General features: G+C 38.4%; 24 protein-coding genes. 21 read left to right on the top strand and 3 right to left on the bottom strand.

Annotated elements, in window-relative coordinates; genetic code table 11:
• Nucleotides 1–330, top strand: a 330-nt coding sequence (locus ACTHJT_RS03825; RefSeq protein ID WP_440236474.1) for a GDYXXLXY domain-containing protein, incomplete at its 5' end; no start/stop codon positions are given.
• Between the two features lie 73 nt (nt 331–403).
• Here the strand turns inward: ACTHJT_RS03825 and ACTHJT_RS03820 are convergent.
• Together ACTHJT_RS03820 and tpx are read right to left on the bottom strand one after the other, a co-directional pair.
• Nucleotides 404–1,915, bottom strand: coding sequence for an OmpA family protein (locus ACTHJT_RS03820; protein ID WP_440236472.1), 1,512 nt, complete (start codon nt 1,913–1,915; stop codon nt 404–406).
• A 76-nt stretch (nt 1,916–1,991) separates the two neighbouring features.
• On the bottom strand, nt 1,992–2,561 hold the full coding sequence (gene tpx / locus ACTHJT_RS03815) for a thiol peroxidase (protein ID WP_440236470.1): 570 nt from the start codon (nt 2,559–2,561) through the stop codon (nt 1,992–1,994).
• Nucleotides 2,562–2,819: 258 nt separating this feature from the next.
• On the opposite strand from tpx, the gene ACTHJT_RS03810 reads away from it, so the two are divergent.
• From ACTHJT_RS03810 to ACTHJT_RS03800, 3 genes are read left to right on the top strand one after another with little or no spacing between them, the layout of a single operon-like run.
• Nucleotides 2,820–3,779, top strand: coding sequence for a DUF4380 domain-containing protein (locus ACTHJT_RS03810; RefSeq protein WP_440236469.1), 960 nt, complete (start codon nt 2,820–2,822; stop codon nt 3,777–3,779).
• A 21-nt stretch (nt 3,780–3,800) separates the two neighbouring features.
• Complete coding sequence (locus ACTHJT_RS03805; protein WP_440236468.1) at nt 3,801–5,186, top strand: sensor histidine kinase; 1,386 nt, start codon at nt 3,801–3,803, stop codon at nt 5,184–5,186.
• Nucleotides 5,176–6,519, top strand: coding sequence for a sensor histidine kinase (locus ACTHJT_RS03800; protein WP_440236466.1), 1,344 nt, complete (start codon nt 5,176–5,178; stop codon nt 6,517–6,519). Before ACTHJT_RS03805 ends, ACTHJT_RS03800 begins: the two co-directional genes overlap by 11 nt.
• 31 nt (nt 6,520–6,550) lie before the next feature.
• Here ACTHJT_RS03800 and ACTHJT_RS03795 read toward each other — a convergent pair whose 3' ends face one another.
• Complete coding sequence (locus tag ACTHJT_RS03795) at nt 6,551–8,059, bottom strand: hypothetical protein (protein ID WP_440236465.1); 1,509 nt, start codon at nt 8,057–8,059, stop codon at nt 6,551–6,553.
• Between the two features lie 149 nt (nt 8,060–8,208).
• Here ACTHJT_RS03795 and ACTHJT_RS03790 point away from each other — a divergent pair, with 149 nt between their 5' ends.
• From ACTHJT_RS03790 to ACTHJT_RS03710, 17 genes are all read left to right on the top strand, one after another.
• A complete protein-coding gene (locus tag ACTHJT_RS03790) occupies nt 8,209–8,967 on the top strand; it encodes a ceramidase domain-containing protein (protein WP_440236464.1) in 759 nt (252 codons plus the stop codon).
• A gap of 176 nt (nt 8,968–9,143) precedes the next feature.
• On the top strand, nt 9,144–10,223 hold the full coding sequence (locus ACTHJT_RS03785) for a hypothetical protein (protein ID WP_440236462.1): 1,080 nt from the start codon (nt 9,144–9,146) through the stop codon (nt 10,221–10,223).
• 43 nt (nt 10,224–10,266) lie between these two features.
• Entirely contained in the window at nt 10,267–10,476 is a 210-nt protein-coding gene (locus ACTHJT_RS03780; protein ID WP_440236460.1) for a hypothetical protein, read from the top strand.
• Between the two features lie 90 nt (nt 10,477–10,566).
• Nucleotides 10,567–11,142, top strand: a complete 576-nt coding sequence (locus ACTHJT_RS03775) for a helix-turn-helix domain-containing protein (RefSeq protein WP_440236459.1) — start codon at nt 10,567–10,569, stop codon at nt 11,140–11,142.
• Between the two features lie 57 nt (nt 11,143–11,199).
• Nucleotides 11,200–11,646 (top strand): response regulator, encoded by a 447-nt coding sequence (locus ACTHJT_RS03770; protein ID WP_440236457.1) that lies wholly within the window; start codon nt 11,200–11,202, stop codon nt 11,644–11,646.
• A 6-nt stretch (nt 11,647–11,652) separates the two neighbouring features.
• The gene (locus tag ACTHJT_RS03765) at nt 11,653–13,443 is read left to right on the top strand and encodes a sensor histidine kinase (RefSeq protein ID WP_440236456.1); all 1,791 of its coding nucleotides are present in this window, start codon (nt 11,653–11,655) and stop codon (nt 13,441–13,443) included.
• Between the two features lie 105 nt (nt 13,444–13,548).
• Entirely contained in the window at nt 13,549–14,166 is a 618-nt protein-coding gene (locus tag ACTHJT_RS03760) for a DUF4142 domain-containing protein (protein ID WP_440236454.1), read from the top strand.
• A 6-nt stretch (nt 14,167–14,172) separates the two neighbouring features.
• Nucleotides 14,173–14,664, top strand: coding sequence for a TspO/MBR family protein (locus ACTHJT_RS03755; RefSeq protein ID WP_440236452.1), 492 nt, complete (start codon nt 14,173–14,175; stop codon nt 14,662–14,664).
• Nucleotides 14,665–14,710: 46 nt separating this feature from the next.
• Complete coding sequence (locus ACTHJT_RS03750) at nt 14,711–15,601, top strand: YihY/virulence factor BrkB family protein (RefSeq protein ID WP_440236451.1); 891 nt, start codon at nt 14,711–14,713, stop codon at nt 15,599–15,601.
• Between the two features lie 237 nt (nt 15,602–15,838).
• Nucleotides 15,839–16,459: a DUF4142 domain-containing protein gene (locus tag ACTHJT_RS03745; RefSeq protein WP_440236449.1), complete on the top strand. Its 621-nt coding sequence runs from the start codon at nt 15,839–15,841 to the stop codon at nt 16,457–16,459.
• Between the two features lie 92 nt (nt 16,460–16,551).
• Nucleotides 16,552–16,707, top strand: coding sequence for a lmo0937 family membrane protein (locus tag ACTHJT_RS03740; RefSeq protein ID WP_440236448.1), 156 nt, complete (start codon nt 16,552–16,554; stop codon nt 16,705–16,707).
• A gap of 45 nt (nt 16,708–16,752) precedes the next feature.
• Entirely contained in the window at nt 16,753–17,028 is a 276-nt protein-coding gene (locus tag ACTHJT_RS03735) for a YtxH domain-containing protein (protein ID WP_440236447.1), read from the top strand.
• Nucleotides 17,029–17,059: 31 nt separating this feature from the next.
• On the top strand, nt 17,060–17,419 hold the full coding sequence (locus ACTHJT_RS03730) for a hypothetical protein (RefSeq protein ID WP_440236445.1): 360 nt from the start codon (nt 17,060–17,062) through the stop codon (nt 17,417–17,419).
• Nucleotides 17,409–17,801 carry a hypothetical protein gene (locus ACTHJT_RS03725; RefSeq protein WP_440236443.1) on the top strand — a complete coding sequence of 131 codons (393 nt, stop codon included), beginning with the start codon at nt 17,409–17,411 and terminating at the stop codon, nt 17,799–17,801. The genes ACTHJT_RS03730 and ACTHJT_RS03725 overlap by 11 nt, the downstream gene beginning before the upstream one ends.
• A gap of 44 nt (nt 17,802–17,845) precedes the next feature.
• Nucleotides 17,846–18,433 carry a hypothetical protein gene (locus ACTHJT_RS03720; protein ID WP_440236442.1) on the top strand — a complete coding sequence of 196 codons (588 nt, stop codon included), beginning with the start codon at nt 17,846–17,848 and terminating at the stop codon, nt 18,431–18,433.
• A gap of 246 nt (nt 18,434–18,679) precedes the next feature.
• Nucleotides 18,680–19,111: a hypothetical protein gene (locus ACTHJT_RS03715; RefSeq protein WP_440236441.1), complete on the top strand. Its 432-nt coding sequence runs from the start codon at nt 18,680–18,682 to the stop codon at nt 19,109–19,111.
• A gap of 174 nt (nt 19,112–19,285) precedes the next feature.
• Entirely contained in the window at nt 19,286–19,429 is a 144-nt protein-coding gene (locus ACTHJT_RS03710; protein WP_440236440.1) for a lmo0937 family membrane protein, read from the top strand.
• The last annotated feature ends 122 nt before the right edge of the window (nt 19,430–19,551 follow it).

Genomic DNA, 19,551 nt, shown 5'->3' with positions numbered 1-19,551 from the left:
GAATTCAACCCAGGTGAAATTATTCTTAATCAAACGCAGATGGATGAAAATATTCCTAAGCGTGGCTACATCGTTGTAAAGCTTGACACATTTGGTGTAGCACAGAAAGTGCGTTTACAGGAAGGTAAAACACCATTGAATGACGGAGAATATTTAATAGTGTATACGCGCACGAAATGGGATTTGAACATCGGTGCTGAATCTTATTTCTTTCAGGAAGGCGAAGCAGATAAATTTGCCGAAGCAAAATACGGCGGATTGAAAATTGACACCAAAGGCAACAACGTGCTTGAAGGTCTGTATGATGAAAACCGGAAAAGAATAGAGTAATCTTTTAAAACAACATATTACAAAACGAAGAGCCCTTCCTGTTTTAACAGGAAGGGCTCTTCGTTTTGTAACACTACATGGTGATGATCCGCAGCTCCACGCGCCTGTTGAGCTTTCGCGTCTGCTCGCTGTCGTTGCTGGCTACGGGATATTTGCTTCCATAACCGACACCTTTGATACGGTCAGGGTTGATACCTTTATCCACTAAATATTTTTTCGCTGCTTCCACACGTTTTTTCGAAAGATCAAGATTCTGCTTGGCGCTGCCGACATTATCCGTATGGCCCGACAATTCTATGATCATGGAGGGGTATTGGTTCATGACGGTTACCAGCTGGTCCAGGCCCGTATAGGAGGATGGAGACAGTTCGGCGCTGGTCCGTGCAAACAGCAGATTTTGCAAAAGAATGGTAGAGCCTGCTTTTAGTTTTGACAGCTGTACCATACGTGTTACATACAGTCGTTTCTGTTCAGCTTCTGAGACAACAAATGTATCAATACTCGGATAATAATCCGGCAGGAATGTTTTTACAACAACACGTGAGCTTACTTTTACATCAGCTGTATACATGCCATCGCCCGATGGTATCTGGTAGAAATTTTCTATCGTATATAAATCTATAATACCTGGAATGGCTTTATTGGAAACCTTGTCAACAACTTCGATCATTACATTCAGCTTGGGTTCGGCAGCCAGCGCTTCTTCCTTAATCCTGGCAGCAACGGTTAAATCGTTTGAACATTTGTAAGGAGCGTTTTGCAGCCTGGTAAACTCCCAATGACCGAATTTTGTGGTATCGTTGTTTACGCCCCAGATGCCACTCATACTGGTTCCTTCTTTATTCATCACCAATACACACCAGCCTTTTTGTCCGTCATCATTCTGCTTCCAGGTAAAAACATATTTATTCCTGTTCTGCTTTTTCAGATACATTTCTCCGTTTGCCCATTTATAGCAACCATAAATGATTCCGTCGGTAGTTTTATTGATGCTGACCCATTCAAAGTCGGTGTTCCACACACCAACGGGCGAGATCACCGGAGCGGCAGGGTTTACGGGATCGCCCAAGGCTTCAAACTCCATCAGTTCCGTCCATTGCGGATTGCCATGGTTTGATAAGATGGTAAGCTTGATCCAACGAGCTTTCACCGGCACACAATCGAAAGTATTGATGGTGTCCTGTTTCAGACTGTAAGTAGCAGGAGAAATAAAACCGGTTTTTGCAGAGGTAATAGAATATTCAACTTTAATATCTTTTGCGCTGATGAGCTTATATTCTTTCTGGCAACGTGTATTGAACGCCAGTTTTTTGATGGAATAATCTTCAGAAAGTTCGAAGACAAAAACATAAGGTGCCCTGGAAGCCGCTCCTGAACACCAACCTGATGTTTCTGATTCATCCTGCAGCGCATATACTGACCAGGCGTCGATCCTGGCACTGAAAGCAGTAGGTGTAAAAAAAGTAGCCGGGCGCTGCACGATCCGGCAGCCATTCTTTAACGCAAGGGCATTGATTGGTGCTGCATGACTCAACTGAAAACCGGTCAGAAAAAAAATGAAGAAGCGTATGATGTTTTTTATCATAAGGAAGAAATTTGATTCTAAAGTAAAAAAAAAGAGCCGCATTTGCGACTCTTGTTAAAATACGCTTCAGCAGTTCTTATTTTAAAGAATCAATTGCTTTCAACACATGATCGTAATCAGGTTCTGCAGAGATTTCCGGCACAAGCTGGGTATAACGCACAACATTGTTCTGGTCTACAACAATAATAGCACGTGCCGAAAGACCTTTCAGCGGACCTTCTAAAATCTCTGTATTGTATTTCTGAATGAACTCGGAAGTCCTGAAATCTGAACCGCTTACTACGTTTGCAATACCTTCTGTTTCGCAAAAACGTCTCATGGCAAAAGGAAGATCTTTAGAGATTACGAGACCTTTCACACCATTTGCCGAAGCCAGTTTCTGGTTGAACTGTCTTGTTTCAAGCGCGCAGGTGCTGGTATCCAGGCTTGGCACAGCAATGATCACTTTTATCGTGTTGCCTTGCCCGTAAAGCGTTCCTTCAGATAAATCCGTTTTTACAAACGTGAAATCGGGAGCTGTATTTCCAATACCGGGTAAATCACCTTTGATGGTTGTGGCATTTCCTTTTAATGTTACTTTCGTCATTGTATTCGTAATCGTTAAATAAGTGGTACAAATGGTTGTTAGACTTAATACTGTGTTCATCCTGCCTATGCCGGACGAACCACTGTTCTGGCAGCGCCTTTGTGTCTCTAAGATATTCTAAATTTTTGAGATCAAAAAAGAAAGATGCTGGTCGCACGGACTAAATACAGGTTCATTTTCGCTCAGATTTATAAACAGGAAAGAAGTATGATTTTGTTCAATTCAGTCAAATAGTCTTGCGTAAGGTTTCCGGTTTCTGAAAAATCCCGTAAATTCCGACTCAAAACAGTTATTAATCAATAAATTAAGAATCTTTTTATGAAAATCAATCTCTTTATTCCGACACTCGCACTGGTTGGAATTACGTTTTTCGCATGCACTGAAACAAAAACAATTGAAATTTCGGAAGAGCAGGAAACAGCGGCAACAGTTGCTCCAATTGGTGATAGCGCATATAGCTTATCGTATGCAGGCTTAACAGCAGTGATTGATTTTAAAAACGGCGGCAGGCTTGAAGCGCTTTCGTTGGGTGACAAGAATATTTTATCCGGTAAAAAAGTAAATCCCGGCAACTGGGGAACTTCTCTATGGCCGGCACCGCAAAGTGCATGGGGATGGCCGCCATCTCAGGAACTTGATAACTTCGCTTATACAGTTGTTCAGGATTCAACAGAGATTATCCTGAAGAGCAAAAAAGATCCGAAGCAGTCATTTATTTTTACAAAGGCCTATAAAATCAATACGGCCGATACAACACTGGTGGTAACGTACACAATTTTGAATGACACAACAATTGCACAGAAAGTTGCTGCATGGGAGATTTCGAGAGTTGCTCCGGGCGGCTTAACATTTTACCCAAGCGGTGACGAAGCAAAAAGAGGACTGCTTGCACCATTGACAAAAGACAGTCTTGGCGCTACCTGGTACCAGCATAAGCCTGAAACTGTACCTGCTACAGGCCCTCCGGGCTCAACGAAAGTGTTTGCCGATGGTAAAGAAGGCTGGCTGGCACAATTCTCAAACGGAATGTTATTGGTGAAATCCTTTGAAGATGTTGCTGCCGGAAAATATGCCCCGGAAGAAGGTGAAATTGAATTATACGCAAACCCCGACCACAGTTATATTGAAATTGAACAACAGGGAACGTACGTGGAATTAAAGGCACACGAAGAACTAAAATATACAGTTACCTATAAACTTGTGAAACTTCCTGAAACCTCATCCGTTAACATAAGTTATAAAGAGCTATTAGATTTAGCACGCTCGTCGCGCAAATAAAATAGAATTCAACTAATAGCTATGAATAAAATATTGGGGTTACAAATCTTAGATGATTATACAACTATAGATGCAAAGCGCAATTTTATTGCGAGAGTAACAATTGCGCTTTGCTTTTTTATAAGTCTGGGATTTACCTCTGTTTTTTTTATTCAAAAAATTTACCCGCTGAATATCATCTTTTTGTTTTTCACGGGAGTATATATAGTAGCAGCATCTATGTGCCTGATGAAAAATGCACTGGCGGCTAAAGTTGTTTTATACAGCTCCATGCTGGCACAGGTTTTTTTCATGGCTATTGTTCTGGGCAAATTTGTTGAGATCAAGGTATTTTACATTCCTATCGCAATTGTACCGTTGCTGATCTTTTCAAAAAAGGAAAAATTTCCGATGTATGCCCTGCTCATACTTACAGCGATCAATATTGTCATGATCAATGTTTTTGTGCGGCACAACATTTACCAGTCGGAGCAGATGTATGCCATCGAAACATACAGGAATATCAACAATGCATTTGATATAACATCCATGCTTTGTATGGTCATACTGGCATTTTTGTTTCTGCAGCTTACGGAAGCAGGGGAAATTCAACTGATCCAGGTAAACGAAGCGCTGTCAAACCAAAAGGAAATAGAAAGGCAAAACAATTTCCTGTTAAAAAAATCCAAAGAAGACCAGGAAAGAACAAATGTAATGAAGGACCACCTGTTCAGAATTATTTCGCATGACCTGCGAAGCCCCATTAATACTATTCACGGGCTGACAGAAATTCTTCTTAATGTAAACCTGACAAGCGAAGAAAGAATGCTTATTACCGAACAGCTTAAAAAATCCACAGACAGCACCAATCAAATGCTGGACAACCTGTTAAGCTGGTCGGCTTTTCAAATCAATAATTCTACGGCACCCATTATAGATAATATCCAGATCAGGGATCTTATAAAAGATATTTTCAAACAACTTGAAATCAAAGCTGCACAAAAAAATATTCAACTGATTGAGAATATAGACAAGGATCTCACGGTATACGGAGATTCAAACATGCTGGAGATTGTGATCCGCAACCTGATTTCGAATGCCATAAAATTCAGCTACAAAGATCAGGCAATCGGCATACAGGCAGAAAAATCGGGAGACAAAATTATTTTCCGCATTAAAGACAATGGCATAGGCATGTCGAAAGACGTTTTAGCAAAACTATTTACCAACGACAAAACGGTGAGCAGGGAAGGGACATTTAATGAAAAAGGTACGGGGATAGGGTTGCTCTTATGCAAGAATCTGCTAGACAACTGCGGCGGCACCATTGATGCTGTCAGCACTCCGAATCTGCAAACAGTATTTACAGTTACACTTCCTGCGAATAATGCAGTAGCAGCTATACAAGGAGCAAACCATGATCATTAAGTTTTTATATACAGGTATCTCTCCGGATGCCGAGGTCATGGAGGCGAAACGCATTTTTTTTGCGAATGTGCTGGCCGCATTGTGCTTAGTTGTTTCAGCACTGATGATTATACCGTATGTATTGTACGAAGTGCATTTGCTTGCCTGGATCTGCTTATTTTACGCACCTATATATCTGGTGTGTTTTTACTATAACGCCCAGGGAAAAACAAAATTTGCCAAGACCTTACTCTTCTCAACCATAGCTTTAAATATTTTCACCCTGTCATATGTATTCGGCAGTAAGATCAATATGTCTGTATTCTATCTGCCGTTGATCGTGATCCTGTTTTTACTGTATGATAAAGACCAAAAGTATACCTTTCTGTTTTCAATTGTAATTGTTGCCCTTATATGCATTATGGGCTTTATTGTAAACAATTTTAAGGTTGGGTCGATCATGACGTTTGATGATCAGAAAATATTTCTGATCAATTCGGCATTTAATGGCATCGCCTTATTCGGTACGGTATTCCTGACTTACGTGTTCGTGATGTCTTCAGAACAAACGTTAAAATATCTTGCGATCCGCAATGAAACATTGGCACATGAACGTGATAAGTTATACGAATCAACCATTCAGCTGAATAAGACTGCCAAGGAACAGGTAGATCTGAATGAACTGAAAACAAAACTGATCTCAATTATTTCGCATGATGTAAGGCAGCCGGTAAACAATTTATTGAGCCTTTCTGAAATGATGATCTGTTCGAAAATCTCCGAACAGGAAATAAAATTCTTAGGTGAAAAACTGAAAGAATCTGCACTGCATGTATACCAGATGCTCGACAACCTGCTTACCTGGTCCTACTCACAGATGAACGGGCTGCACCCGCAATCAACAACAATATTATTGAAAGACCATATTGAAGGTGAAGTTAAGAAGGCTGTTTACTCGCTTGAAAACAAAAAATTATCCGTTGAGGTATTTGTGCAAAACGATATAAAAATTCTGTTTGATCATGTCATGTTTGAAATCGTTTTCAGAAACATATTAAACAATGCCATTAAGTTTTCTCCGGAAGGCGGTAATATTAAAATTTCTGCTGAAACGAAATGTAATACGGTGAACTTGTCTATCCGCGACAACGGAATTGGTATCCCTGACAAGATCAAGGATAAATTGTTTTCCAATGATCTTTCCAAGAGCCGCATGGGTACAAACAATGAGAAGGGTACCGGCATCGGCCTGATGCTTTGCAAACAGTTACTTGAAGCAAACAATGCAGATGTTACAGTAAAGTCAAACTCCGACAAAGGCACAACTTTCGTGCTGGCATTGCCGTGCGCATAACCATTCCGCTATCGAAAAACAGCTGGTATGATTATGTGGCCGCCACAACTTCAATAAGTACTTCGTAGAAATCACGCCGCACCATTTTTGATTTGAGCCAGGCATAGAAAGTCATTGCCTGCAGGTCTTCTTCTTCGTGCGGCAAGAAGGTAAAGGTATTGTTAACCAGCTCAGCAAATGATTTGGTAGATACAATAGCAGGATCCTGTATAATCTTTTTAAATAAACGTATAAAGTGCAGCGCGCGCTTATGCGGATCCCTGTCCATATAAGCTTTAAAGTTCTGCTCAACAAATTTTATTTTATCCAACGCAAGCTCCGGATGTTCAAGTTCAAATAAATTAATGGCTTCCAGCAGCAGTTTTTTAAGTACCCATTCCTGCCCCATGATTTTTACGAACCAGGAATCTGTATGCTGCAGGTTTCTGAATGTACGTTGCGTACGACTGTAATTCTTCGAATAAAAATAATTTAAGCCCAGGTTGATAAGTGCATTGAAGTATTGCTCATTGCTGCGCTGTATGTGCTTTTCCTGCAGCAGCTTTTCAATGATTGAAATGGCTTTGCCTGATGCATGCGTATATGAATATACGGCAGCCTGTAGCAGTGCATATTTGTATTCGTACTTTTTAAAATCAGATTTTTTATAATCAAGCATGCATTGATACATGCTGTCGAGGTAGATTTGAGCAAGATCGAATTTTTTATTTCGGTAACACGTATGCGCGATCATGTATAAAAAATGAATGCGGATGGTATTGTTTTCTTTTTTAAACACATTGCTGTGAAGCAGTTTTGAATACGCATCAATGATGTATTTTTCGAATGTATAAAACTCCTTCTTTTCTAAAACGATTGAACGCGCGATGCAAACCTGGCTGTAAATTACATGCAGCGACTGTACAGAAGGAGAGTCGGGCAGGAAACGGTTGTTGAGATTTTGAATGAATCCGCTGAAATCCAGGTTCACACCTTTACGCAGGCGCTGGTTCAATTCGTGGCGGGCCACCTGCCGGATGATCTGCAGCTGCGATTCTTCGTGCCTTACATGAACCAGGGATTCATAGCGCACCAGCATCTCGTCCATGTCCATCGCATACGGACTATTACCTTCTTCAATCGCCAGCTGATAGAGGCTGATCTCAAGATCTAGCAGATTATTTTTATTAGCCAGCCGAAGCCCTTTTTTTAAATAGTGCCAGGCAATTTCTTCCTGTCTGTTTTTAAACAGGTGTACACAAATGGAGTGGTAAGAAGAAAACCCGACCCGGTCATCATTCAGAATTGTTTGCGTATGTATAAACTGAGCCAGCGTTTTGAAAAGCCGCTTGCGGGTAGCATGGTAAGCAACAACATTCGCATCTCCGGGATAAATTTTTTCAAGCACATCGGTGCTGGGTTCACCATTACTTAGTTCCAGCAATTCAAACAATTGCAGATCTTTTCGTTGTTCAATTTCCTTTTTATTCTGAATGAATTGCTTAAAAAGCACCGTATCCTCCTTGCTCAGTGTGCTGATTATTCCGCTGATTTTATCCATAAAGTAAAAGTCTGTTATTTAATAAAAGTAGTTAAATATTAACTATTTGATACGTTATTTTATGAAGATAAAAGTCCTTTTTAAGATAAAATTCCCTTTCCCATCAGAGCGGTATATGCTTTTTTTGACTCAATAAATCATCTACTCTTATGAAAACAACAGGCGCAACTATTGAAATCCTGCTGGCCGGGATTACACTGGTCACAGGAATTTTAGTCTTTAGTCTTGTGCCAGCTATACCGCAGGATCAGCATTACCACGCTTTTGCCAATGAACAGAGCATCGCCTCGATTCCTAATTTTTATAATGTGGTTTCCAATGCGGGTTTTATTTTATCAGGTATCTGGGGGTTGGGCCTGCTGCAAAAAAGACACCTGAGCCCGATGAGCTTCCTTATGCTTATCGGAATGATCCTTACGGGCCTGGGTTCGGCATATTATCATTATGAACCTAATAACGAAACACTGCTGTGGGATAGGCTTCCCATGACCCTGGTTTTCACTTCCTTTTTTGCAGAGATCTATGCAAGATACTTTGGCACCAGACAAGCAATGCGTGTATGGATCGGCGCTCTTGTAACAGGAATTGTTTCCGTGTTTTACTGGCAGTATACAGAATTACATGGCTGCGGCGACCTGCGCCTCTATGCCCTTGTACAATTTTTACCGGTGCTGTTGATTGCCGTGATTTGTTTTAGCCATGGCAAGATGAATAAGTATATGCATACACCGCTTGCAATCATATTTATATGTTATCTGGTTGCAAAGTTTTTTGAGCACCATGATCACACCGTTTTTGCTGAGACTCAGTGGATAAGCGGCCATCCAATCAAACATGTGCTGGCTTCTTTTGCTACAGCCGGTATAGTATGGATGATTAAAAGGATTCCCAAACAGAAATCATCATAATCCGCCACTGATTTCTAAGTATAAATACATATGTAATTTATGTAACAATAGTATAAAATTATGTAAAGCATTCAAACGCCAAACTGCCCACTTTTACAGTACCCTAAAGGCTAAAAATCACACCCCGGAAAGTTGATTGAAGTTGAAACAAATGTACCTATCAAAAATGAGCAGTTATGAGAAAGTTGAGAAACAAAAGCATCGAAAATGAGCAAGAAGTATTGACCTCGTTTTTTCCTAAAAAAACAACCAAACGTACTGCTGTGCGTGCAATGAGCCCTGCCGTTTTTTCACAGACAGGCAGCGCAGTAGCAACTTATGAGACAGTACCCGCTGCACATAAAGTTTCAACCGGTTATCCCGCAAAAGCTAAACAATCTTTTTCAGAATATAATTTAAGCCTGATCAAAAACTGCACAACAGATTTTGGCGTGAAACAAAATCACGAAGGCGAAAATATTAATATCTATTCATTGGATGACAATGCCATGGCATTGATTATCATGTGTGAACACTATGAAATGACAAGAGAAAAGTCTGATCTTGAGCTGATCGGCATCTATTTAAAATTCATGCAGTATTGTCTGCAGCCAAATGGTTATTTTTTCAAATATGTAGACGTAGAAAAAAAATTCACGCAGGAGAATAAAAGTGTAAACCTGGCAGATACCACCGGATGTGCGATTTGCGCATTGGGTTATTTAATTTCCAAAAAGAATATTCTTCCGCTATACCTGGTTGAGCAGGCTGAATGCATGTACCAGGAAGCATTGCTTGGAGTAAAAAAGATCCATTCACTGAATGCCATTGCGTATACGATCAAAGGTTTGTATTATTTCAACACGAAAAATGAAACGATAGAAGGTGTATGGCTGATCAAGCAATTTGCTAACACATTGGTGCAGGCATTCCGGGATGTGGAAAACGAAAACTGGAAATGGTTTCAAAGCAATGTAGCTATTGAAAGCAGCCTTATTTCAGAAGCATTGCTTTGTGCGTGGCTAACAACCGGTGAACCGGCTTACAGAGAAATATCAAAGAAATCCTTTGATTTCCTTTTATCAAAAATTTTCAGCGAAGAAGAGACAACGGCATATCTGGAAGAATGCATGTTTGAGAGAAAAAAATCATTGCAGATCAATACGCTGATTTTTTCCCTGAACACATTTTACAAAGTATTTAAGGACGAATCTTATGTGACCAAAACAAAAAGAGCGGTAGAGTGGCTGCAGTGGAACAAGATGATGCAATTTTAATTATCTCACCTAAAAATAATTCAATTACATTAATATTTACAATATGAAAAACGCCGGAATTTTTGTTATCGTGATCGGAGCACTTATGATTATTTACACAGGCTTCAATATTATTACAAAAGAAAAAGTCGTGGATGCAGGCCCGATAGAAATCAGTAAAGAAAAGAACCATCCCGTACAATGGTCGCCAATTGTAGGCGTTATTCTGGTTGTAGGCGGAATTGCTTTATTGGTTTTAAATAAGAAGAATTAGAATTATCCATTGATAAATTATTGCCGCTGTATGGTTCATACAGCGGCAATCCTATTATATATTTCCTCAAAAAAGATTATATTTATACGAATGAAACTTTATTTAAAATTTGATATAAATGCAGTTTGTAGAAAAGTATTGCAGGAACAACTGGAATCGTTGAACCTGAATTATTCAATACTTGGTTTTGGTGAAGTGGAAATAAACAACGACCCTAATGCAGACACAATCAAAGCACTATATCAGCAATTGAATGAATATGGAGTTTCAGTAGTTGAAAGCCATAAGAGTGTGCTTGTTCAGAAGATCAAGGACGCTATCGTTGAAATGGTTTATTCCGACGAAAAACTGTCTAACGCCAAAACATCTGCATACCTGGCGGATAAAATCGGACAGAGTTATGGCTATATTTCAAATTTATTCTCTGATGTTACGTATACCTCCATTGCCAATTTCATTATTCTGCAAAAGGTTGAACGTGCTAAGCAACTGATCCTTACCAATGAATTGACAATAACGGAAATAGCCTGGAAATTGAATTACAGTAGTGTGGCACACTTCAGTAACCAGTTTAAAAGCGCTACCGGACTTACGCCAAGCGCGTTCCAGCGGATTATTGACAAGCGGAAAAATGCTCATTTGAATAAAAAAGGCATCAATCTCTAATACTCCTGACATGACCTGTTTGTATAATTATATAGAACCCCTAAATAATAATTTAAGATGCAGAATGAAATAATCCGTGTGATGCTTGCCGACGATGATGAAGACGATAGACTTTTTTTCACGGAAGCATTTCAGGAAATTAAAATTAAAACTGCCGTTACAACATTAAACAATGGTATCGAACTTATGAACTATCTCAAGAAGGAAGATGCTGTTTTACCGCACGTACTTTTTCTGGATCTGAACATGCCTGGCAAAACAGGGCTGGACTGCCTGAAAGAAATAAAATCTATAGATCGTTTAAAAAATATTGCTATTGCTATTTACTCAACATCAGCTTCAGATGAAGATATTGAAGATACATTTGTTGAAGGAGCAAACGTGTATATTAAAAAACCTCACGAATTTTCAACATTAAAAAATGTACTTTCAGATGTAATTACGCTGAATTGGCAATATCATACAAGCGGCTTAAACCGGGACAACTTCTTGTTGAGTATCTAACACACCATGAATCTCAATTCCATATTTAACAAATCCATTCTTCTGAAATGTATTTTTGCGGGATCGTTATTCATACTCATTTTCATTTCAACATTTTTATATAAGCACTCACAAAGTCTTGTCGATTCAGGTAAATTGCTGGTGCATTCACACCGTGTCAATCTTGAGCTTGAGCAGCTGAATTCATTCCTGAAAGATGCAGAAATAAATCAGACATCATATTTTGTTTCCAGGGATACGGTGTTCCTTACTGCTTTTAATGAGTCGCGTAAAAGAGTGAGCCAATCAATCAGTACGCTGCAGGTGTTGACTCAAGATAACCTGAAACAGCATAACAATCTCGACTCGCTGATACGCCTGATAAAAGTGAGGTACAATATACTTTTTGAAAATTCCATCAATTTAAATGACTCGGTACACGTAAGCGGCAAACGTTTTAATAAAAGCCTGCTGGAAGGAAAACTAGTGATGCAGGCAATTCGCAATCAGATTAATGACATGATCCAGCTGGAAAATATTTATCTGATCGAACGCCAGGAGCGTTATGAGCATGAAACATTTTTAACACCGATGTATTCGCTTTTTTTATTGCTATTCTCATTGATCGTTTTTGTATTCTCTTATTATAAAATAAACAAAGACCTTGAATCACTGAAAAAATCAAACCATATTCTGAAGATTGCCACTGAAAGCATGAAACATGCAGAAGAGATCGGTGGTTTTAGTAGTTGGCAATGGGACCTGGCATCAAATACGTTAACGTTTTCAGACAATCAATACCGCTTGCTGGGCCTGGAGCCAAATGCATTTGCACCAAGCATACAATCCTTTGCTGAGTTTGTGCACCCGGAAGATAAACACATTGTGTTGAATGGCGAAAATCTGGCTTTGTACCAGCATACCTCTTCGGTAGCTTTTTTCAGAGTTATCCGCAAAGACGGCAATATCCGCTATTTGAAGTCCATGGGTAAAATTCTGACGGATGCTGCAGGCAATAAAATCCTGATCGGCATTAATAATGACATTACGGAAGAATACCTGATCAGTAAAGCGCTGGAAGACCGCAACAAGGAACTGGAAAAAAGCAACAAGGAGCTGGCTTCCTTTAATCACGTGGCCAGTCATGATTTGCAGGAACCGCTACGTAAGATCCAAACGTTTATTTCCCGCATCAATGAAAAGGAAATTCACACGCTGTCGGAACAAGGAAAAGATTACCTGCAACGGATACAGGTATCTGCAAAACGTATGCGTGTATTGATTGATGACCTGCTGTTGTTTTCAAGAACCAATAAGGTTGAAAAAATATTTGAACTTACCAACCTGGATCATTTGCTGGAACAGGCCATGCAGGAGCTCACACAGCAGATTGAAGAGACACGCGCAGAAATAAGTTCAGACCAGTTGCCAATTGTTGAGGTGATTCCTTTTCAGATCCAGCAGCTGTTTATTAACCTGATCGCAAACTCCCTGAAGTACTGCAAACCGGGTGTTGCGCCGGTTATTGCAATTAAAAGTACAATCATTGATTCAACCGATTACAGCAACCTGATAAAAGAAAAGAATAAAAAGTATTATAAAATATCTTTAATAGATAATGGGCTTGGTTTCGAAAAGCAATATGAAGAAGCCATTTTTACCTTATTTTATCGCCTGCACAACAACTCGGATTATCCCGGCACTGGCATTGGTTTGGCCATCTGCAAAAAGATTGTAGAAAACCATGAAGGCTATATCAAAGCAGAAAGCGAAGTTGGCATTGGCACAACATTTAGTATTTTTCTGCCTGTAAAATAACGCTTATCTGCCTGGGTTATAAAACTGTAAATGTTTCACCGGATTGTGTAACACTCAAGGTCGCAACACTTAATATTTTTGTATGGTACAAGAATATCGCAGGATATGGCATCAAAAATTCAAAAATATAAAGCCTCAAAACAAATACTATTTTTAGCGGTAATTGTTTTACCGGTATTTTTTATGATCTCTGTATATGCCTGCAGTTTTGCAAAATCCAATGAAACAAAGCCAACTGTTTATCAATTAAATGAAGAAAGGTTCCAGGAAGGCAATGACAACAGGAATGCAGCTTTTATCGTTGCTTCAGCAGAAATCTATTTGCGTGAAATACGTTTAGGTCAGCTGGCACAGATCAGGGCACACCAGATTGATGTCAGGGAGCTTGGTAAAATAAATGAGGCGTATAATAAAGAGAAAATGGTTGCTCTGATGAAACTGGCCAAAGCTAAGTCGGTTTCAATACCTACTTCTCTGAATGAAACAAATGAAAGAATATTTGCGCTGCTGGCGAATCAATCTGTGAATTCGTTTGACAAAAGCTATTGTGACATGATGGTGAAGAATCATAAGAAATCAATGCATTTTTTTGAAACTGTAGCTGCAGAAACAACCGACGAAGACATAAAAAAATGGGCAACAGATGCTTTATCAGGCATGAATAAACAACTCTCTTACGCAGTTGTCTGCCGCAAAAACTGTATCACAAGAACAGCTTTTTAAGTTAATATGGATGCATTGAATAAACTACCGGCTGTCTGGAAATTGATTCTTTGTATTCTGCTGTGTGAAGCGACAGGTTTTGTCAGTAGTTTATTTTCAGATGTTAGCACAAACGTTTGGTTTGAATTTATTGAAAAGCCCGATTGGTTTCCACCGTACTTTTTGTTCGGTTTGGTGTGGTCTGTTTTATATCTGCTTATGGGTATTTCATTGTGGCTGGTCTGGCAATCAAAAAAAGAGAAGGAGGAAAAAACAGCTGCCATGCAATTCTTCTTCATACAATTGCTGTTGAATTTCTGGTGGTCCATAATTTTCTTCCGTTTTCAGTCGATCTTTTTTGCATTGGTAGATATTGTACTGCTTTTGTTATGCATAGCACTAACCATACAGGCATTTTTTAAAATTTCCAGAAATGCAGGGTATTTACTTGTTCCATATCTACTTTGGGTAGGTTTTGCAACAGCATTAAACATGAACATCTGGATATTGAACAGGTAACCTTAATGCACAGCTGATTTATTTTAAATTAAAATTCAATTTTAATATGATAAAGCATTTAAAAGAATTTCCTTCATTACTAAAAATCACATTTAAAGAGTGGAATGCGAAAGATCCATTCCGGCAAAGCGCTGTTATTGCCTATTATGCGATCTTCAGCATCCCGGGCTTACTGGTTCTTATTGTTGCCATCACCGGATATTTTTTTACAAAGGATGCTGTAAGCCGCAATATATTGGACCAAATAACCGCAACGTTTGGGCCAACCGTTGCTGAACAAACAAAATTAATATTACTGAATGCAGGGCAAACGAAAGAAACAATTTTTGGTTCTATTATTGGCGTAGGTATATTACTGGTTGGTGCATCAGGCGTTTTTGTAGCGCTGCAGAAAACATTGAACGAGATATGGAAGGTAAAAGCATCAACTCAAACAGGTATCATGGTTATGCTTAAAAACAGATTGTTCTCTTTTGGCCTGATTCTGGCCATTGCCTTTCTGTTATTAATATCTTTGGTGATCTCAACGGCATTGGCTGCTATTGGTGAATGGATCCGGGTGGACACGTCCGAAGTATTTGTTGTATTGTTTAACTGCCTTAATTTTATTGTTTCGCTGATTATTATTTCATTTCTGTTTGCATTGATTTTTAAAATATTACCTGATGCTGAAATAAAATGGAAGCATGTGTGGCTGGGATCTATTCTTACAGGTTTATTATTCACGATAGGAAAAACAGCACTGGCATTTTATTTTGGAAAGGCAACACCTGAATCTGCTTATGGTGCCGGCGGCTCGATCGTGTTATTATTGTTATGGGTTTCCTATTCATCCATGATATTATTTTTTGGCGCTGAGTTTACGTATACGTTTACAACAAAATATTTCTCCAGGCCACAGCCAACAGAGATTGCCACGAAACAAAAACGAAAATAAATCTTAACTATCTATAAGTTATAACATTCATAAGAAAGCCCGTCAATACAGTATTGACGGGCTTTCTTATGAATATATTTAATATTATGTAAACTAAAAGTCTGTGGAAATGATACAACAGATTGATAATTTTTTGTAATAATAAGCATCATGATCAGATGCACATTTGTAATGTTAATTAACAAAACAACAAGCTATATAAATCATTTAAAACAATAATTAAAAAATTTTACCATTATGAAAACAACTAAAACAAAAGCATCTGTAATCAATGCTATTTTTCTTTCAGCAGTAATTTTTGGAACTGTATCATGCGGAAACCATGAAGACAAAGCAGAAGATCATTCTACGCATGCTGAATCAAAAACAGAAGAAGTTGCCAAAGAACAGAATGATGCAAAGTTTGATGATAACAAAGATGAGAAAAATGCAAAGTTCCTGGTGAAAGCAGCAGAGATCAATTTAGAAGAGATTTCGTTAGGCAAACTTGCGGAAGAAAAAAGTACAAATGCAGATGTAAAAGAGCTTGCTAAAATGATGGTAACAGCTCATAAAAAAGCATTGGAAGATCTGAAAGGCCTTGCAGGTAAAAAGAATATCTCTATCCCGACAGAAGACACGCAGGATGTTATTGATGCACATACTAAGCTGAGTGAAAAAACAGAGCAGAAAGACTTCAACAAAGCGTATGTAGACAAAATGGTTGATGGCCATAAGGATGCGGTTGAATTGTTTGAAAAAGAATCAACTGAATCAAGTGATGCAGATATCAGAGCATGGGCAACTTCTATGTTACCTGAATTAAGAAAACACCTGGATCATTCGATCGCAGTTCAGAAAAAATTTGAAAAGAAATAAAAAAAACGTTTGCTGACAAGCAGGACCTAAGTATATAATGAGGTTCACCTTTTCTGTAAATAAATTTAATATAACTCTAAATATATACAACCATGGGAAATTTATTGTACATCATTGCAGTGGTATTGGTTCTGTTCTGGGCAATCGGATTCTTTGCCTACACTGCCGGCGGCATCATCCACATCTTGTTGGTACTTGCCATCATTGCAGTTCTTATCCGCGTTATTCAAGGCAATAAAGCTGTCTGAAAATTTTAATGAAAATCAATTTATCAATCTTAAACAATTACAACTATGAGTTCAGGTAAAGTATTATTAGGAGTATTGGCAGGAATTGCCGCAGGTGCATTGGTAGGTACATTATTGGCACCGGATAAAGGTTCTGAAACAAGAAAAAAAATTCTTGAAAAAGGTGAAGATTACCTTAGCGAAATCAAAGATCAATTTGATGATCTATTGTGTTCTTTAAAAGATAAGTTCGAAGAAAAATCCGGCGAAGTAGTATCTAAAGGAAAAGCTAAGTATAATGAAGCTAAAAATGAATTCAAAAATTCAATGGCTGAATTATAATTAAATTTTTCTCTTAATAAAGCATATCACTATGGAAAACAGTGCATCACCAATAGCAAAGCTTATTGAAAAAGCTGAAGATTATGTTAAGACTACACTACTGCTGTACCGCCTGACAGCAATCCGAAAATCGGCTGACGTTATCGCAGGCATTACAATTAAGCTGTTATTGTTGTTGGTGATTGCATTTTTCCTTCTGATGCTAAGCATCGGAACATCTTTGTGGATAGGAGATTTACTGGGCAAAGCCTATTATGGGTTTTTCATTGTAACGCTTTTTTATCTGCTGACTTTTATTGTACTCTACATATTCAGAATACCATTAATTGCAACTCCGACAAGAAACGCGGTTGTTATTGAAATGCTTAAAAAAGATTCCCATGAAGAATGAATATGAAAATCTGAAGGAAGCAATTGCATTGCTTAAGAAAAAGAAACGCATAGAGCGGAATCTTTTGAATGAATACATTCATGATGTGCAGGAATCGTTGAAACCCATTAACCTGATTAAAGGTTTGTTTAACCAGTCTCATAATGAGTCACTGATTGATATGCTCATTGGGATGGGCACCGGTTATTTATCCAAAAAAGTATTTGTGGGCGGATCTCATAACATATTTAAAAAAGGTTTTGGTGTATTGGTACAGATGGGAGTCGAAAAATTCACATCAGGCCATACCGATTCCATAAAAGATTTCGGAACAAAAATATTTAAAACCATTTTTAATAAAAAGCCAAAAGAAGAAATAGAGACTTCACCTGGCATCGCATAGAATTTTCACATACCAAAAATATTTTACCCTAATTTGTTTAAACGATGAAAAGCTTACTTATTGTTATTGCTTCCGCAGCGATACTCTTTTCAGGATTAATTTCCTGTACTCCTAACAGGAAAATGCAGGCGTCTGCTCCAGCAGGACAAATTAAAAAAGACACGGCAGGTGTAAGCAAAAACTCTACGGTTGCACCGGAAAAAAATACAACTACGAAAGCAGCTGTAACAGAAGCTGCACTGCCACCGGCAAGTGTTGAAGAGACATTTAAAAGGGAACATATGAATGCACGCGAAGCATCGTGGGCAAAGCAGGATATTACTGAAAACTCAAATTATATTGTTGTATACACAGAAGATAACAAAAGGAACTCAATCATTTACTCCAAAGGAGGCTCTGTTGTAGAAGAGCGACATCAGATCAACATCGACCAGCTTCCGCAAAATGTATACAATTCCATAAAAGCTAAATACCCTAATTATGATATTGTTTCAGCAGCTACCTATAAACACACCATGAAGGAAGGTTCGTATGTTGCCGTTGTTAAACCTTTGGCCAACCAGACAGACATGAAAGAAATAGAGTTGATTATTAAAGAAGACGGGAACTTTGTAGATGGCCAGAATAAATAGATGATTTGACACATACAATACAGAATACTGCAAATTGCAGTATTCTTTTTTAAATACTGATTTAGCGATCTATTTGAATCATAAGAATGCCTAGAAAGGGTCTGAAATCCCCTTTTACCTGTAATAGTTACAATAAAAACAGGATTGGATGTAAAATGTAAGCACCCAATTTGGGATATTTTTGCTTATGAATTTTGACAAGTTCCCCGTGGCGCAATCAAATTCAAAAATTAAAATCATACAGCTATGAAATATATACAATCAATGATCGTCCTGGCGGCTATTGTTTTTTGTCTGGGTACTGCAGTTTCCAGTTGCATGGATTCAGACAGGAAAGTTGATGATGTGAATGAGAATGTAAAAGCAGCTAAGGAAAAATTTGAAGAAAATAAACAGGAGCTTTCTCAGGATATAGCAGATTTCAGGCTTCAGCTAAACAAGAAGTATGAACATAACAAGGCAGAGCTTATAAAATTTAAAAATGACAAAAAAAGAATGGCTGAAGCTTCTTACAGAGAAAGAGTAGAAGAGCTGGAGGTGCAAAATGAACGCATGAAAATCAAACTTGATTCAGCGCAGACCAATGCTGCTATTGAGTGGGAAAACTTTAAAAAAGACTTAGATCATGAAATGAATGATCTGGAAAAGTCGGTAAAAGAATTTGAACAAAAATTATAACATCTGAACTATGAACGGAGTCATTTACATTGTGCTGGGAGTAATACTGCTCGCACACATTTGCTTCGGTTGAGCAGGCATATCACGAGATCGTGTAGTTCACGCAAAATGCAGAATGATCGGTCCTTTTATATATATCAATTTCAATTACATTCACTTTAATTAAACATTATCATGGGAAATCTACTTTATTTTATCGCAGTTATTCTGGTCATTTTTTGGGCAGTGGGCTTTTTAGGATATCATGCCGGTGGTATCATTCACATTTTACTGGTGATTGCCATCATAGCTGTATTGCTCCGTATAATTCGAAATTAAATTATTTAAGATTTGATATGTTGCAAGGGTAGTACTGCAGTTGGAGGCAGTGCTGCCCATTTTTTATTAATTGTGAAGATACCGCTGGTTTGCAGCGAAATTTTTCTTAAATCACAGGATGA

The sequence above is a fragment of the Cytophaga sp. genome, assembly GCF_051961495.1.
Classification (GTDB): domain Bacteria; phylum Bacteroidota; class Bacteroidia; order Cytophagales; family Cytophagaceae; genus Cytophaga.
The sequence above is the reverse complement of the archived record's forward strand: the minus strand, read 5'-3'. Positions and strand labels throughout refer to the sequence as shown.

What these genes read in the sequence shown, in the direction of transcription:
- ACTHJT_RS03720 (WP_440236442.1), top strand. Translation starts at nt 17,846, where the DNA reads ATGAAAAGCTTACTTATTGTTATTGCTTCCGCAGCGATACTCTTTTCA.
- tpx (WP_440236470.1), bottom strand. Translation starts at nt 2,561, where the DNA reads ATGAACACAGTATTAAGTCTAACAACCATTTGTACCACTTATTTAACG.
- ACTHJT_RS03810 (WP_440236469.1), top strand. Translation starts at nt 2,820, where the DNA reads ATGAAAATCAATCTCTTTATTCCGACACTCGCACTGGTTGGAATTACG.
- ACTHJT_RS03740 (WP_440236448.1), top strand. Translation starts at nt 16,552, where the DNA reads ATGGGAAATTTATTGTACATCATTGCAGTGGTATTGGTTCTGTTCTGG.
- ACTHJT_RS03710 (WP_440236440.1), top strand. Translation starts at nt 19,286, where the DNA reads ATGGGAAATCTACTTTATTTTATCGCAGTTATTCTGGTCATTTTTTGG.
- ACTHJT_RS03775 (WP_440236459.1), top strand. Translation starts at nt 10,567, where the DNA reads ATGAAACTTTATTTAAAATTTGATATAAATGCAGTTTGTAGAAAAGTA.
- ACTHJT_RS03760 (WP_440236454.1), top strand. Translation starts at nt 13,549, where the DNA reads ATGGCATCAAAAATTCAAAAATATAAAGCCTCAAAACAAATACTATTT.
- ACTHJT_RS03735 (WP_440236447.1), top strand. Translation starts at nt 16,753, where the DNA reads ATGAGTTCAGGTAAAGTATTATTAGGAGTATTGGCAGGAATTGCCGCA.
- ACTHJT_RS03780 (WP_440236460.1), top strand. Translation starts at nt 10,267, where the DNA reads ATGAAAAACGCCGGAATTTTTGTTATCGTGATCGGAGCACTTATGATT.
- ACTHJT_RS03820 (WP_440236472.1), bottom strand. Translation starts at nt 1,915, where the DNA reads ATGATAAAAAACATCATACGCTTCTTCATTTTTTTTCTGACCGGTTTT.
- ACTHJT_RS03805 (WP_440236468.1), top strand. Translation starts at nt 3,801, where the DNA reads ATGAATAAAATATTGGGGTTACAAATCTTAGATGATTATACAACTATA.
- ACTHJT_RS03770 (WP_440236457.1), top strand. Translation starts at nt 11,200, where the DNA reads ATGCAGAATGAAATAATCCGTGTGATGCTTGCCGACGATGATGAAGAC.
- ACTHJT_RS03800 (WP_440236466.1), top strand. Translation starts at nt 5,176, where the DNA reads ATGATCATTAAGTTTTTATATACAGGTATCTCTCCGGATGCCGAGGTC.
- ACTHJT_RS03790 (WP_440236464.1), top strand. Translation starts at nt 8,209, where the DNA reads ATGAAAACAACAGGCGCAACTATTGAAATCCTGCTGGCCGGGATTACA.
- ACTHJT_RS03715 (WP_440236441.1), top strand. Translation starts at nt 18,680, where the DNA reads ATGAAATATATACAATCAATGATCGTCCTGGCGGCTATTGTTTTTTGT.
- ACTHJT_RS03745 (WP_440236449.1), top strand. Translation starts at nt 15,839, where the DNA reads ATGAAAACAACTAAAACAAAAGCATCTGTAATCAATGCTATTTTTCTT.
- ACTHJT_RS03750 (WP_440236451.1), top strand. Translation starts at nt 14,711, where the DNA reads ATGATAAAGCATTTAAAAGAATTTCCTTCATTACTAAAAATCACATTT.
- ACTHJT_RS03755 (WP_440236452.1), top strand. Translation starts at nt 14,173, where the DNA reads ATGGATGCATTGAATAAACTACCGGCTGTCTGGAAATTGATTCTTTGT.
- ACTHJT_RS03730 (WP_440236445.1), top strand. Translation starts at nt 17,060, where the DNA reads ATGGAAAACAGTGCATCACCAATAGCAAAGCTTATTGAAAAAGCTGAA.
- ACTHJT_RS03725 (WP_440236443.1), top strand. Translation starts at nt 17,409, where the DNA reads ATGAAGAATGAATATGAAAATCTGAAGGAAGCAATTGCATTGCTTAAG.
- ACTHJT_RS03795 (WP_440236465.1), bottom strand. Translation starts at nt 8,059, where the DNA reads ATGGATAAAATCAGCGGAATAATCAGCACACTGAGCAAGGAGGATACG.
- ACTHJT_RS03765 (WP_440236456.1), top strand. Translation starts at nt 11,653, where the DNA reads ATGAATCTCAATTCCATATTTAACAAATCCATTCTTCTGAAATGTATT.
- ACTHJT_RS03785 (WP_440236462.1), top strand. Translation starts at nt 9,144, where the DNA reads ATGAGAAAGTTGAGAAACAAAAGCATCGAAAATGAGCAAGAAGTATTG.